Source organism: Actinomycetota bacterium, assembly GCA_004297305.1.
GTDB lineage: Bacteria > Actinomycetota > Actinomycetes > S36-B12 > FW305-bin1 > FW305-bin1.
The window spans coordinates 72,280-86,001 of sequence record SCTR01000002.1 but is presented as its reverse complement, the minus strand read 5'-3'; the positions used below and the strand labels follow the sequence as shown (position 1 = coordinate 86,001).

Sequence of the window (13,722 nt, the reverse complement as noted above, 5' to 3'; positions counted from 1 at the left end):
CAGCGGGCCGGCCTTCCGCGGTGACGCTCAGCCGGCCAGTCGCGGCGTGTCAGCCGGGTCGACACCGCGCGCGGGCTCGGCCGACGGGCGCGCACGGTTCTTGGCCGTCTGCGCGTAGATGTCGACGTACTCCTGGCCGGACAGGTGCATCAGCGCGTACACGATCTCGTCGGTGACCGAGCGGACCACGAAACGGTCGGACTGCATTCCCTCGTACCGGGAGAAGTCCATCGGCGCGCCGATCCGGATGCCCACCCGGCGCACGTGCGGCAGGCGTTGGCCTGGCGGCTGGACCTCGTACGTCCCGATCATGGCCACCGGGATGACGGGCACGCCGGACTCCAGCGCGAGGTACGCCACGCCGGTCTTGCCGCGGTACAGCCGGCCGTCCGGGGAGCGGGTGCCCTCCGGATAGATCCCGAGCAGCTCACCTTCGCCGAGGATCCGCAGGGCCGTCGCCAGTGCCGCCTCGGAGGCGCGGCCGCCCGAGCGGTCCAACGGGACCTGCCCGACGCCGGAGAAGAACAGTTTGGTGAACCAGCCCTTGATCCCCGGCGAAGTGAAGTAGTCGGACTTGGCCAGGAAGGTGATCCGGCGGCGGGACACCAGGGGCAGGAAGAAGTGGTCGGAGAACGACAGGTGGTTGCTGGCGATGATGGCCGGCCCCTCGGCAGGGAGGTTCTCCAGGCCCTCGACCCAGGGGCGATACAGCACCCGAAGCCACGGCCCGACGAGGACCCGCTTGAGCAGCCAGTACAGCACCCGCCAGACCTCCTCCGACGGCGCACCCCGCCGATCCGGCTCAGGATAGGCGGTCGGGCCGTACCCGGGCGACAACGCCGCAGCGCCGTCCGACCGGTGTGCCACGATCGGCTCGTCGACTGTCGCGGCTGACCACCGGAGCGGGAGGACCAGCATGCCCCTGCTTCCTGGTGCGGAACCCTTCCGCGGTGGCGACGGCCCGGTCGGCGTCCTGCTCGTGCACGGCTTCACCGGCTCGCCGGCCTCGATGCTGCCGTGGGCGACGTACCTGGTCGAGCAGGGCTTCACCGTGAGCGCGCCCCGGCTGCCGGGCCATGGGACACGGTGGCAGGACATGAACGCGACCCGGTGGCAGGACTGGTACGCCGAGGTCGAACGGGCCTACCTCGCGCTGCGCGAGGTCACTCGGGCGGTCGCCGTCGGCGGCCTGTCCATGGGTGGCACGCTCGCATTGCGGCTGGCGCAACGACATCCGCGCGAGGTCGCCGGGCTGGTCCTGGTCAACCCGTCGGTGTTCACCGAACGCAAGGACCGTTTCGCCCTGCCGGCCGCCCGGTTCCTCCTGCCGTCCGTGCCCGGCGTCGCCAACGACATCAAGCGCGCCGGCGTCGACGAGATCGCCTACGACCGTACGCCGCTGCGCGCGGCGTACTCGCTGTCCCAGTTGTGGTCGGTGGTGCGCGCCGACCTCGGGACGGTCGTCGCCCCGGTCCTCGTCTTTCGCAGCGAGGTCGATCACGTCGTCGAGGCGTCCAATACCGCGTACATACTCGACCACGTGAGCAGTACGGACACGGCCGAGCGCGTGCTGCACGACTCGTTCCACGTCGCCACCCTCGACAACGACGCTGCCGAGATCTTCTCGGGCAGTAGCGATTTCATCGACCGGGTCACCGCAGGCGTACGGGACGGTTGACAGTGGCCCGCGACAACGGACTCGGCCCGGCCTCGTCGTGGGTGGCGCTGGCCGACGTGGACCCGCCGCTGTCCGACCAGGTCCTCGCGGCATTGCGGGACGCCGGGGTCGCGGCGTACGTCGAGCCGGTGCCCGGCGTCACCGGGCCGTACCGGGACCTGCGCCCGCCGAGCCGGCCGACGTCACGGCTGTACGTCGATCGGGCCGCTGCCGACCGAGCCCGGCAGGTCATCGAGGCGACGCTGCCGGGAATGCGCGCGGACTTCCTCGCCGACGCCGCGGCGCGCACCGACCGCGCAGCGATGGAAGCAGCGGAGGTCGACGCGGCCTGGGCGGCGATCGTCGCCGGGTACGCCGACACCGCCGCTCCCCGGACGCCACGGCTGCCGCCGGACACCGCCGTACCGACTGACGGCGAGGATCCTGCCGCCGGAGCCGGGCCGTCGGTCCTCGACAGCCCCGGGTCGGCGGGTGGACCGGCAGGCGCCGCCGAGACGCGAGGGGGCGCACCGACCGACGGTGCCAGCCGACCGGACGGTGCCGCCGACACCGGGCGGGCACGCCCCGGCGACGGACCGCCGGCCAGCGGACTGAGCGGGCGACTGATCCGGCGGGCCCGCCCCGACGGCTCCTCGGATCTGCCCAGCGATCAGCCCGGCTTCGCGTCCCAGCCCGCGGCCGACGCCGGCCGGACCGAGGCCGGACCGCAGGCGGGCAGCCCGGACGACGATCCCGGCGACCACTTCGTCCCGCCCACGCCGCCGCCGCTGCCCCGCGGGGACACCCTGACCCGGTTGGCCTGGGTCGGGGTACTCGGCGGTCCGCTGCTGCTTCTGGTGACGTACCTGCTGGGCTGGCGGCTGGACCGGTACCTGTCGGCGCTGGCGGTCCTTGGCTTCGTCGCCGGTTTCGTGACCCTGGTCGCACGGATGCGGGACGACCGAGGCGACGACGGCCCCGAGGACGGCGCCGTCGTCTGAACGGTCGGCGCCCGTCCGTCGCCGCGCGCCGAGGCGCCCGGTCGTGCCGAACGGCCGGTAGCGGCAGAACGCCGGGGCGGGTCGCTGCGCTGCCGGGCCGAAGGGTGGGCTGACGGTCACCGCCACGCCGTGCGACCATCCACCGGGGCAGGCGGCGAGCGGGGAAGGTGCCAGATGAGTTGTGGGCGGCGATGCCGCGCCGCGCTGCGCCGCGTCCACCGCCGCGTCTCCCGCGCCCAGCTCGACCGCGGCGCAGCGGCAGTCGAGTTCGCGCTCGTCCTTCCTGTCCTCGTCATCTTGGTCTTCGGCGTCGTCGGACTCGGGATCCTGCTGTCGCAGAAGCTTGCACTGTCCAACGCCGCGCAGGCCGCCGCCCGCTTCGGGGTCGTCCGTCCCATCGGCGGCCCGGCGCCCACCTGCGCACAGATAGAAGCGGTCGCCCGGGACGCATTGACCGGGCAACTCGCCATCGCCGCACCAGCGGCCACCGCTGGCTGCAGCACCAACCCGCCCTGCGACGCACCTTCGCCGGGTGCATTCAGCGACCTCACCGTGACCGTGTCGTACGACGTCACGCTGTCGATCCCGTTGGTGCTGAACAACAGCTTCACCCTCACCAGCGCAGCGACCTATCGGTGCGAGTACAAGCCATGACGACCCGGCTCGGCCGCTGGCCGGCCGTGCAGCGCGACGACGGTGCCGTCGCGATCCTTGTCGCCGTCCTCGTCACGTTCGTCCTCGTTCCGCTGGTGGCTTTCAGCGTCGACTTCGGTCTCGCCTACACCGCCCGATCGACGCTGCAGAGCGCTGTCGACGCCGCCGCCCTGGCCGGGGCTAGCAGGATCGCCGCTCTCAGCGACCCGTCTCAACCCTGCTCGACCACACCACCAGCCATTCAGGCCGCCGGCGTCGCCGCAGCAGAAGGCTTCTTCGATACCCATGCGGACAACGGCGGCACTGGTCCCTGGGACCGAACAGTGACGACGGCGTGCGTCGGGGAGACGATGACCGTCCAGGTCGTCGGAACCGGTACGACGGCGGCCGTATTCGGGGGGATCTTCGGCGTTGATGACTACACGGTTGGCCGACAGGCGACCGCTGCAGTCGGGACACCACAAGTGGTGGAAGGCATGCTGCCCTTCTCGTTGTGCCGGCGAGTGCCCGGAGGTGGGCCCGAGGGATTCGATCTCAAGGCACCCGGATGCCCTGGCCTGGTCGTCGGACCAGTCGACGCCGGCGCCATCACCGATTCCGAGGTCGCTTCCTGGCTCGCGAACGGTTTCAGCGCAATCATGGAACTCGACGGACAGACACTCCGGCTGCAATCTCGTGGTCTGCCGGCCGCCGGCACGGGTCCTGACAGCGTCGGCGACGCGCTCGACGAGCTCGTACGGACACAGCGCATTGTCGTGCTCCCCATCTACGGCGCCCCCGCGAATCCCTTGAACGTCACCGGACTGCAGGCAGTGCGGCTCTGCGGCTGGCAGCTGGAGGACAGTCCCACTACCGGGCGCAACAGCAATGAGGTTCCGGGTCATTGCGGCGGCCCATTCCCGACCGGCCCGATGGACACCGATTTCAGCCCTGCCTTACGCCTGACCGCAGCGACGTTGCCCGGCGATTCCGACGGCTACCTGGCAATCGCCGACGTGACGGCATACTGCGCCGCCCACGAAGACGCCATCGTCTGCGGCACACCGGCTTCCGCCGTCCGCCTCGTCCAGTAGCCACCCGCTCGTCCGCCGTGCCACCGCAAGGGCGGCGAATGCGAGCGGCTAGGGCGCCCTTGCGGTGGTACGGCGAAACCTGGGCCAGTCGGGTCGAGGGTCGGTTGCGGGCCGAGTTGGGCGTGTGCCGGCGCGGTGAGCGGGTACCAGGGTCAGGGATGCCGGTCAGCGGGTCCTGGCGAGTTCAGCGAGTCCTGGCGAGGTCGGCGGCACCGATGAGCCCGGCGAGGTTGCCCAACTCGGCGATGCGGAGTTCCGGCACCGGCCGGTGTACGCCGCCGATCACGTCGCGCGCGAGCACCGTGCGCGCCGGAACCAGCAGGAGGTCGCCGGCCTCCGCCACCCCGCCGCCGAGCACGAACGACGCCGGGTCGAGCAAGGCCACGAGGTCGGTCAGTCCCTCACCGAGCGCAGTACCCGCGCGCTGGAACGCCTCGAGCGCGACCGGGTCGCCCTTGCGAGCCGCGTCGGTCACGTGGCGCCCTTGGACACCCTCCGGCGTACCGTCCCCGAGGCTCAGCATCAGCTTGGCGTCGGGTCGGCGTTCCGCGGCAAGCAACCGAGCCTCACGCACCAGGGCGTTTCCGCTCGCGTACTGCTCCCAGCAGCCGCGCCGGCCACACGCGCAGGGCCGACCGTCCGGCACCAATTGCAGATGGCCGATCTCCGCGGCTGCACCGTGCGCGCCGCGGATCAGGTTGCCGCCCAGCACGATCCCGCCGCCGATACCGGTACCGACGGTGATCACGGTCACGTCGTCGTGGCCCCGTCCCGCACCGTGCCGGTACTCGCCCCAGGCAGCGACGTTGGCGTCGTTCTCGACCACGGTGGGCAGGTTCGTACCGTGTTCGATCTCCGCGCGCAGCGGCTGCTCCACCCATCCGAGGTTGGGCGCGAACATCACCCGCGCGCGATCGGAGTCCACCAGCCCGGCCACACCGACGCCGATCGCCTCGATCTGCCTGTCCTGGCGCAACTCGGCCACCAGGTCGATGATCGTCGCCACCACGGCGTCGGCGTCGCGAACCGGTGTGGGGCGGCGGGTGTCGGCCACGATGGTGCCGTCCTCGGTCACCACGCCAGCCGCGATCTTGGTCCCACCGATGTCGATGCCGATCGTCAGCGTCATGCCGAACCTTCCTCGGGCTCGTCCAGCGGGACCCGCTGGCGGGGACGGGGTGGCGGCTCGGCGACCGAGTCGCTGTCGCCGCTGGGGTCTGATCGGACCGGGGACGACGAGGCCAACGACTGCAGCGCCGCGCCCAACTCTGTCGCTGCTCGGGTCAGGTGTTCCACCGTCTCGGGTCGCAACCGGCGAGCCACCCGTAACAGTTGGCACACCGGACAGATCGCGCACACCGAGTCGTCGGCCCCGTGGTCGTGGCCGAGGTCGTGGTGATCGCTTGCGGCACCGGCGGAGTCGTGCTGACGGCCGGAGTCACCACCGGGGTCGCGCCGATCACCGGAGTCATCGCGTTGTGCTGCCTCCTGCGGTCCACCTTCTCCGGTGAACCACCACGGATCCGGCCGTACGGCGTTCACCCCTGCCGCCGGTTCACGTTCGGCCACAGCGCTGGATCCGGAACGAAGCGGACCGTGAGCTCGCCACCGGCGAGGCTGGCACCGACCACCCGGCAGCGCCGCAACGCCGAGACCAACCCGACGATCCGCCGTTGCCCGCCCACACCGACGACGAGGTCGTCGCCGATTCGTTCGAGTTCGACCGTGGCGCGCTCGGCAAGCGGCACGGGCAGGATCAGCGCGTAGCCGTCGTCGGTCTGCTCGACCCGGGACACCGGGACGACGCTCAACTCGGCAATCGGGTCGAGGTCGCCGTAGAGGCTCTGCCCCAACGTCTTCAGCGAGTCCATCCCGACCGGTTCGACAGTTTCGTAGGGTACCGATAGCACGGGCAGCGGGGCGAAGTCTGCGGCCACCTGGGCCAACTGTTGAGCCTGGGCTGCGGCCAGCGCCGACCGCCACGGATCGGCGCCCGGGGGTACCAGCCGGTTGGCGATGGCGGCGTCCACGCGATATCCGAACAACGCCAACGTCGTCAGCGTCCGGCGGGCCTCGGCGACCACGACAGCTTCGGGGGTCAGCACCAGCCGGATGGTGGTCCCCTCGTCCCGCAACAACGATCGGACGTCGGCCAGTTCCGTCTGCAGCCGGTCGAGGTCGGCCAGGAGCTGGCCGGGATCGGCGCCGAGCATCGCGCGGCCCAGTGCCGGACGCAGCGTCCGCAGCACCCGGCCCTCCAGCGGCCACAGCCGTCGCAGATACCGCTCGAGCGCTTCCGGCAGGGCCAGCAGGCGAACCGTCTCGGCCGTCGGCGCGCAATCCACGACGAGAAGGCCGAACCTGCCGGAACGGGCCTGATCCCGCACCTCGAGGAGCGCGAGAACTTCCTCTGCGCCAGGCAAGACCGTGATCTCCTCGGCCTCGACCGCGTCGACCGCGACGGAGTCCAGCAGGCGCAGGACGGTGTCCCGCAGCGAGCCCCAGGCCATGTCGAGGCGACCGCGCACGTCGACGTGCAAGGCGAAGAGCCCGTCGTCGACTTCGACGACCTCGCCGGCGGGCAGGGCGCGCCCGACGACATCACCGAGCGAGTGCGCCGGGTCGGTCGACAGCACGAGGGTCTTGATCCCGGCCGCGGCGGCGGCTGCCGCGGTGGCGGCAGCGAGGGTCGTCTTGCCGACCCCACCCTTGCCGGTGAACAACAGCACGCGCACCCGGCGAGGTTACGGGTAGCCAGCGCTGCTCGACAGCCCTTCGGGCGCCGTACCCGCCTGCCGCAGCCCTTCGGGCGCAGTCACCCGCCCGCGGCAGCCTCCACCCGCTTCTTCAGCCCCTTCAGCGCCGTATCGATGATGACCTTCTCCGCCTTGCGCTTGAGCAGTCCGATCATCGGCATACGGACATCGACGGTGAGGCGGTAGCGGACGTTGGTACCGGTCTCCCCCGGCGTCAGCGTGTACGACCCGTCGAGCCGGGTGAGCAGCTGGGCCTTCCGCAGGCTCCAGCTGACCGACTCGTCGCCGTCCCAGGAGTAGTGCAACTCGTACGTGTCCTTGATCGGCCCGGAGTCGATGGACAACGTCGCCTCGATCGGGCGGCCGTCGGCCTGTTCTGCGGTCACCTCGACCGCGCGGACCCCCTCGCTCCACTCCGGATAGCGACGGAGGTCGGCGATCACCGCCATGATAGCCGGCGCCGGGGCGTCGATGACGATCTGGGACTCGGTCTGCTCGGCCATGCGCCGAGGCTACCCAGCCGGCGAGCTCACAGCAGGAGGCCGACGAGGGCGAATACGACGACCAGGACGAGCGCCACAGCGACGCCGCCGCCGACCGCGATCGCCGTCACTGCGGCCCGCGAGCGGGTGCCGCCGCTCAACAGGCGGCTGCTGCCGGCACTGGCCGCGCCGAGCCGCGACAGCATCGCCTCGGCCTCGGCCGGCAGCGGCCGACCGCCCAGCGCGGCGAGATCCGACGATGCGGAGGACGGTGCCGCCGGCCGGTCACCGCCCAGCCCCCGCTCAAGGGCGGCAACCCCATCACCCGCGTCCCCATCACCCGGGTCGAGTTCAGGTTCGGCGTCGATGACGGGTCGCAGATCGGCCAGGCACAGCGAGCACCACTGCGCCCGGTCGGGCAGGGCAGCGCCGCAGTGCGGACAACGCGCCAGGACCTCCACGGTGACCTGATCGGCAGCAGTCGCGCGGTCCTTGACCGCTGGCATGCTCCGGCTGCCCCGTCTGCACCCGCCCAGGCCGGGCCGTAAGGAGGTCGGCGCGGCCCGTTCCCCCGGACGGCGGTAACCTCGGGCCCGGCCCGGGCGCTACCGGGTCTCCCGGATGACCCACTGGTCGACATCGCCGGTGTGCCGTCCGTCCGACCCGCACCAGCCCGCGACGTGGGCCTCGACCCGAGGTGGACATGGGACGCCGAACCCTGCTGCTGGTCGCGGCGCTGCTGATTGCCGGCATCGGGACCGCCCTGGTCTTCCTCTACGTCAACAACCGCGAGGACCAGGCCAAGGCGCAGACCACCCCGGTGCCGGTCCTGGTCGCGGTGAAGCGGGTGGAGGTCGGGACGACGGCGGCAGCGGCGCAGGCCGCGGGCGCCTTCGAGCAGCGGATGTATCCGCAGGCCGCCGTACCGCAGGGTGCACTGGCCGACCTCAGCTCGGTCGACGGGCGCGTCGCGCAGGTGACGATCCTGCCCGGGCAGGTGGTCCAGTCCGCGATGTGGGGGACCAGCGCGGTGGGTGGACTGCCGATCCCCCAGGGCAAGCAGGCGATCACGCTGACCCTGCCGGAGGCGCAACGCGTCGGCGGGTTCGTCGTGCCCGGCTCCGAAGTCACCGTCTACTACACGGTTCCCGGCGCGGGATCGGCCAGCCCGACCACGATGGTTCTCATCCCGCAGGCGACCGTACTGGCCGTCGGATCGAGCACGGTCACCTCCGGCGGTACCGGCGGCGGCTCGGCCCAGGTGACCCTGGCCGTTGACCAGGACCAGGCACAGAAGCTGATCTTCACCGGCACCGGTCAAGGCGGGACGAGCTTGTACCTGACCCTGCGCGGCCCGTCGGCCCAAGCGCTGCCCGGCCTGCGGACCACGACGAACAACCTCGCGTCCTAACCCCAGCGCGACGACAGGACAGCGAGGACAATGCACGAGCACACGGACGGGAGGGCACGCCGGGCATGACGGCCATCGTGGAGTTCGACCCCAACGGCGCTGATGCGCTGCTGGGCGCCCTCGGCGGCGACGGTCTCGTGTTGCCCGGCCTCAACGCCCTGCGGGAGCACCTCGACGGTGCGATCTGGGAGGACACCGTCGTGCTGGGCCCCAGCGTTGACCAGGGCGCCGCGCTGGACCTGGCCCTGGAAATGCGGGTCAACCGACCGAGTCTCGGGGTGATCCTGGTACGCCGCCGGATCGATACCGCCGTGCTGTCGGACGCGTTGCGGTCCGGCGTCCGCGAGGTCGTGCAGGAGCGGGACCTCACCGGCCTGACCGAGGCCGTCACCCGCGTCAAGCACCTGGCGCGAGCCATGCGCGAGACCACCGACAGCGGCGAGAACGGCGAGTACGGCGAACGCCGGGCCCGGGTACTCACCGTCTTCTCGGCCAAGGGCGGCTGCGGCAAGACCACGCTGGCGACCAACCTCGCCGTCGGCCTGGCGACCAGCAAGCGCGGCACGGTCGTGCTGGTCGATCTGGACCTCTCGTTCGGCGACGTTTCCATCGCCCTGCAGATGTTCCCCACCCACACCATCGGTGATGCGATCGCGCTGGGCACCTCGATGGACAAGCAGGCGGTCCTGCAGTTGCTGACGCCGCACTCCTCCGGCGTGATGGTGCTCGCGGCTCCGCCGGACCCGAGCACGGCAGAGAAGATCGAGACGTCGCTCGTGGTGCACATCCTCGACCTGCTCGCGCAGGAGTTCGACTACGTCGTCATCGATACCCCGCCGACGCTGGAATCCCATGTCCTGGCGGCATTCGACGAAAGCGACGTCGTCGCGCTGCTGGCCACGCTCGACATCCCCGCGTTGAAGAACCTCAAGCTGACCATCGAGACGCTCGACCTCATCGGCTACCCGCGTGAGCGGACCCGGGTGGTGCTCAACCGGGCCGATTCCAAGGTCGGCCTCAACCTCGGCGAGGTCGAGAAGACCCTCAAGGCACCGATCGTCGCCCAGATCCCCTCGTCTCGCGATGTCCCGGCGGCCACCAACCGTGGCGTGCCGATCATGGTCGAGGACCCGAAGCACCCGGTCAGCGTCGCGATCCGCACCTTCACCGAGCGGCACGTCTACCAGCCGCTGGGCGACGACGCCATCCCCGCCCAGATGCGCGCGGACCGCCGGGGCCTGCGGCGGCGCAGGAGGTAGCCGGTGTCGCTGTCCGACCGACTCGCCCAGGCCCGGCGCGACCGGCAGGGCGTGGCCATCGATCCCGTCGCCCCCGGTGGCGGCCGGGCGCGTCGCGCCCACGCCGGTGCCGATCCGTTCGCGGATTTGAAGCGCACCGTGCACGCCGCCCTGCTGGAGAGCCTGGGGCCGCAGCTGTACGACAGCCAGCTGACCGAAGACGAACTCGGCCAACGGGTCCGGATGACCCTCACCGAGGTGCTGGCGCAGGACGACACGCCCTTGACGATGACCGACCGGGCCCGGGTCGCTCAGGAGATCGCCGACGACATCCTTGGGTACGGCCCGCTCGAACCGTTCTTGCGAGACCCGGACGTCACCGAGGTCATGGTGAACGGGCCCGACACGCTGTACGTCGAGCGCGCCGGCCGGATCCAGCGCGCCGACGCCCGGTTCACCGACGAGGCGCACCTGCGACGCACGATCGACAAGATCGTCGCGCGGGTGGGTCGCCGCGTGGACGAGTCCTCGCCCATGGTCGACGCCCGCTTGCAGGACGGCAGCCGGGTCAACGCCGTCATCCCGCCGCTGGCGGTCGACGGAGCGGTGCTCACGATCCGCAAGTTCGCTGCCGATCCGTACGGCGTCGACGACCTGGTGACCTTCGGAACCTTGACGGTCAACGTCGCCGAGGTGCTGTCCGCTTGTGTCCGAGGACGTCTCAACGTCCTGGTGTCCGGCGGTACCGGAGCGGGCAAGACCACGACACTCAACGTGCTGTCCGGCTTCATCCCCGAGGACGAGCGCATCATCACCATCGAGGACGCGGCCGAACTGCAACTCGACCAGGAGCACGTCGTCCGGTTGGAGGCGCGCCCGCCGAACATCGAAGGTCGCGGCGAGGTCCGCATTCGCGATCTGGTGCGCAACGCGCTGCGGATGCGCCCGGACCGGATCGTGGTGGGTGAGGTCCGCGACGCGGCGGCGCTGGACATGCTGCAAGCCATGAACACCGGCCACGACGGTTCCATCTGCACGGTGCACGCGAACTCCCCGCGCGACGCCCTCAGCCGGGTCGAGACCATGGTGCTGACGGCGGGAGTCGACCTGCCGGTCCGGGCGATCCGCGACCAGATGGCCAGCGCCTTCGACGTGATCGTGCATCAGAGCCGGTTCAAGGACGGGTCCCGCCGCATCACGCACGTGACCGAGGTCATCGGCATGGAAGGCGACATCATCACCCTGCAGGATGCCTTCGTCTTCGACTTCTCCGCCGGTGTGGACTCCCTCGGGCGAGCACGAGGGACGTTGCGCCCCACCGGACTTCGGCCCCGGTTCGTCGACAAGCTCGCCGACGTCGGCCTGGAACTGGCCCCCGAGGTGTTCCTCACGGGCCAGTACGGGGTCATGGCGTGACGGGCGCCGCATGAGCTACCCCGTCGTCGACCGCACCGCAGCCGGCCTGAGCGCGGTCGACCAGGTTGCCGTCGACCTCACCGAGGTTGCCGGCCGCCCCTGGGTGCTGCCGGTGGCGCTCGGCGCGATCTTTCTCGGCGTCGTGGTCATCGTCCTGGTCGTGTTGTCCCTGGTGGATCCGCAACGCACCCGCGGCCGGGTCCGCCGCCGACTGGGCCGCTGGTCGCTGACCCCGCGCGAGCGGGCAGTCGCCGACGCGTCCGGGGCGCTGGGGCAGAGCACGGTGGCGCGCTCCGCGGTCGAACTGGCTGGCCGGGTCGCGCGCGGTCGGCATCTGGAAGCCGGTCTGGCCCAACGCCTGGAAGCCGCCGGTGTCCCGCTCAAGCCCGGCGAGTGGATCGTCGTCCACCTCGGCCTGGCGGTCCTGCTGGGCGTGGGACTGTTGCTGCTGAGCGGATTCCGTCCCCTGCCTACCCTCATCGGGTTGATCGTCGGCGTGGCCGCGCCGTACATCTATCTGTCGGTGAAGGAGACCAACCGGCGCAAGGCTTTCGACGCCGCGCTCGCCGACACCCTGCAACTGGTGGCCGGCAGCCTGTCGGCCGGCTACTCGGTGCCGCAGGCATTCGACACCGTCGCCCGCGAATCGACCGGCCCGATGGCCGTCGAACTGAACAAGGCCCTCGTCGAAGCACGACTCGGGGTCCCGCTCGAAGACGCCCTGGACGGCGTCGCGGATCGTATGCGCAGCACCGACTTCGGCTGGGTCGTCATGGCGCTGCGGATCCAGCGTGACATCGGCGGCAACTTGTCGGAGATCCTGCTCAACGTCGCCGGCACGATCCGGGACCGCGAGCGGCAGCGGCGGCAGGTCCAGGTGCTGTCGGCCGAAGGGCGGCTGTCGGCGTACATCCTCGGCGGCCTGCCGCTGGCGTTCGCGCTCTACCTGATCCTGGTCCGCCCGGAGTACCTGACCCCGCTCGTCACGACGCCGCTGGGCATCAGCCTGCTCGTCGTGGGAGTGGTGCTGCTGGCCATCGGCGCGATCTGGCTGCGCAAAGTCGTCCGGGTCGAGGTCTGATGCGCGGCGCCCTGGGCAGCCCGTGGCTGCTGGCCGGCGGTCTGGCCGCGATCTTCCTCGGTGTGGTGGTCGCGGTGCTGGTGGTCGCGGGAATCACGGTGCGGCGCCGCCAGATCGCGCGGTCGATGGCCGCCGTCGAGGTACGCCGTAGCGCGCCGGACGCTCGGCTGCGCGGCACCGACAGTCCCTTCGCCGACCGCGTCGTCGGCCCGGCATTCGACCGGCTGGTCCTGATCGGGCAGCGCTTCACCGCCGAGGACCAGGCGGCCCGGCTGCGGCGACGACTGGACCTCGCGGGCAACCCGGCGGGCTGGGACGTCGATCGCATCGTGGCCTACAAAGTGCTGGGCCTGTTGGTCCTGGGACTGCTCGGCGTCGTGATCCCGCTGCTGCTGGGCCGCGCGACGTGGGCGGTGGTCCTGGGTATCGGACTGGCCGTGCTGGGCTACTACCTGCCGAACATGGCGCTGTACCAGGCCGCCTACAACCGCTCCGAGCAGATCCAGCGCGACCTGCCCGACTCGCTTGACCTGCTGACGATCTCCGTCGAGGCCGGTCTCGGCTTCGACGCCGCTCTCGCGCAGGTGGCCCGCAACACCGAAGGACCGCTGGCCGAGGAACTGTTCCGGGTCTTGCAGGAGATGCAGATCGGCACCGGGCGTATGGCGGCCCTGCGTGCCATGGGCGACCGCACCGACGTCGCGGACCTGCGAACCTTCGTCACGGCGATCGTGCAGGCGGACGTATTCGGTATCCCGATCGCCAACGTGCTGCGGGTACAGGCGCGCGAGATGCGGGTCAAGCGGCAGCAGCGCGCCGAAGAAGCCGCCCAGAAGGTTCCGGTGAAGATCCTGTTCCCGCTGATCTTCTGCATCCTGCCGGCGTTGTTCGTGGTGATCCTGGGCCCGGCGGCGATCACGATCGCGGAATCCTTCGGCGGGCTGTGACCGGCG

15 protein-coding genes are annotated in these 13,722 nt (G+C 71.0%); 9 read left to right on the top strand and 6 right to left on the bottom strand.

What is annotated here, in order from left to right:
• Positions 1–27: 27 nt before the first annotated feature.
• Positions 28–762, bottom strand: coding sequence for a 1-acyl-sn-glycerol-3-phosphate acyltransferase (locus tag EPO13_00825; GenBank protein TAK71193.1), 735 nt, complete (start codon positions 760–762; stop codon positions 28–30).
• Between the two features lie 154 nt (positions 763–916).
• On the opposite strand from EPO13_00825, the gene EPO13_00820 reads away from it, so the two are divergent.
• The 4 genes from EPO13_00820 (at position 917) to EPO13_00805 (ending at position 4,385) form a co-directional block, all read left to right on the top strand.
• Positions 917–1,678, top strand: a complete 762-nt coding sequence (locus tag EPO13_00820) for an alpha/beta fold hydrolase (protein ID TAK71073.1) — start codon at positions 917–919, stop codon at positions 1,676–1,678.
• Positions 1,679–1,680: 2 nt separating this feature from the next.
• The gene (locus tag EPO13_00815; protein ID TAK71072.1) at positions 1,681–2,658 is read left to right on the top strand and encodes a hypothetical protein; all 978 of its coding nucleotides are present in this window, start codon (positions 1,681–1,683) and stop codon (positions 2,656–2,658) included.
• 174 nt (positions 2,659–2,832) lie between these two features.
• Positions 2,833–3,312: a hypothetical protein gene (locus EPO13_00810; GenBank protein ID TAK71071.1), complete on the top strand. Its 480-nt coding sequence runs from the start codon at positions 2,833–2,835 to the stop codon at positions 3,310–3,312.
• Positions 3,309–4,385, top strand: coding sequence for a hypothetical protein (locus tag EPO13_00805; protein TAK71070.1), 1,077 nt, complete (start codon positions 3,309–3,311; stop codon positions 4,383–4,385). Before EPO13_00810 ends, EPO13_00805 begins: the two co-directional genes overlap by 4 nt.
• Positions 4,386–4,569: 184 nt before the next feature.
• Here EPO13_00805 and EPO13_00800 read toward each other — a convergent pair whose 3' ends face one another.
• The 5 genes from EPO13_00800 to EPO13_00780 all read right to left on the bottom strand — a co-directional run bounded on the left by EPO13_00800 (position 4,570) and on the right by EPO13_00780 (position 8,129).
• Positions 4,570–5,514, bottom strand: coding sequence for an ROK family glucokinase (locus tag EPO13_00800; protein ID TAK71069.1), 945 nt, complete (start codon positions 5,512–5,514; stop codon positions 4,570–4,572).
• Complete coding sequence (locus EPO13_00795) at positions 5,511–5,954, bottom strand: hypothetical protein (protein ID TAK71068.1); 444 nt, start codon at positions 5,952–5,954, stop codon at positions 5,511–5,513. The genes EPO13_00800 and EPO13_00795 overlap by 4 nt, the downstream gene beginning before the upstream one ends.
• A complete protein-coding gene (locus EPO13_00790) occupies positions 5,924–7,120 on the bottom strand; it encodes an ArsA family ATPase (GenBank protein ID TAK71067.1) in 1,197 nt (398 codons plus the stop codon). The genes EPO13_00795 and EPO13_00790 overlap by 31 nt, the downstream gene beginning before the upstream one ends.
• 80 nt (positions 7,121–7,200) lie before the next feature.
• Entirely contained in the window at positions 7,201–7,644 is a 444-nt protein-coding gene (locus tag EPO13_00785; protein ID TAK71066.1) for an SRPBCC family protein, read from the bottom strand.
• A gap of 26 nt (positions 7,645–7,670) precedes the next feature.
• Positions 7,671–8,129, bottom strand: coding sequence for a zinc ribbon domain-containing protein (locus EPO13_00780; protein TAK71065.1), 459 nt, complete (start codon positions 8,127–8,129; stop codon positions 7,671–7,673).
• 197 nt (positions 8,130–8,326) lie between these two features.
• Between EPO13_00780 and cpaB the strand changes: the two genes are divergently transcribed.
• From cpaB to EPO13_00755, 5 genes are all read left to right on the top strand, one after another.
• Positions 8,327–9,034, top strand: coding sequence for a Flp pilus assembly protein CpaB (cpaB, locus tag EPO13_00775; GenBank protein TAK71064.1), 708 nt, complete (start codon positions 8,327–8,329; stop codon positions 9,032–9,034).
• Positions 9,035–9,099: 65 nt separating this feature from the next.
• On the top strand, positions 9,100–10,293 hold the full coding sequence (locus EPO13_00770) for a MinD/ParA family protein (protein ID TAK71063.1): 1,194 nt from the start codon (positions 9,100–9,102) through the stop codon (positions 10,291–10,293).
• Positions 10,294–10,296: 3 nt separating this feature from the next.
• Positions 10,297–11,688 (top strand): CpaF family protein, encoded by a 1,392-nt coding sequence (locus EPO13_00765; GenBank protein TAK71062.1) that lies wholly within the window; start codon positions 10,297–10,299, stop codon positions 11,686–11,688.
• Between the two features lie 10 nt (positions 11,689–11,698).
• Entirely contained in the window at positions 11,699–12,769 is a 1,071-nt protein-coding gene (locus tag EPO13_00760; protein TAK71061.1) for a hypothetical protein, read from the top strand.
• Positions 12,769–13,716: a type II secretion system F family protein gene (locus EPO13_00755; GenBank protein TAK71060.1), complete on the top strand. Its 948-nt coding sequence runs from the start codon at positions 12,769–12,771 to the stop codon at positions 13,714–13,716. Before EPO13_00760 ends, EPO13_00755 begins: the two co-directional genes overlap by 1 nt.
• Positions 13,717–13,722: the final 6 nt, after the last annotated feature.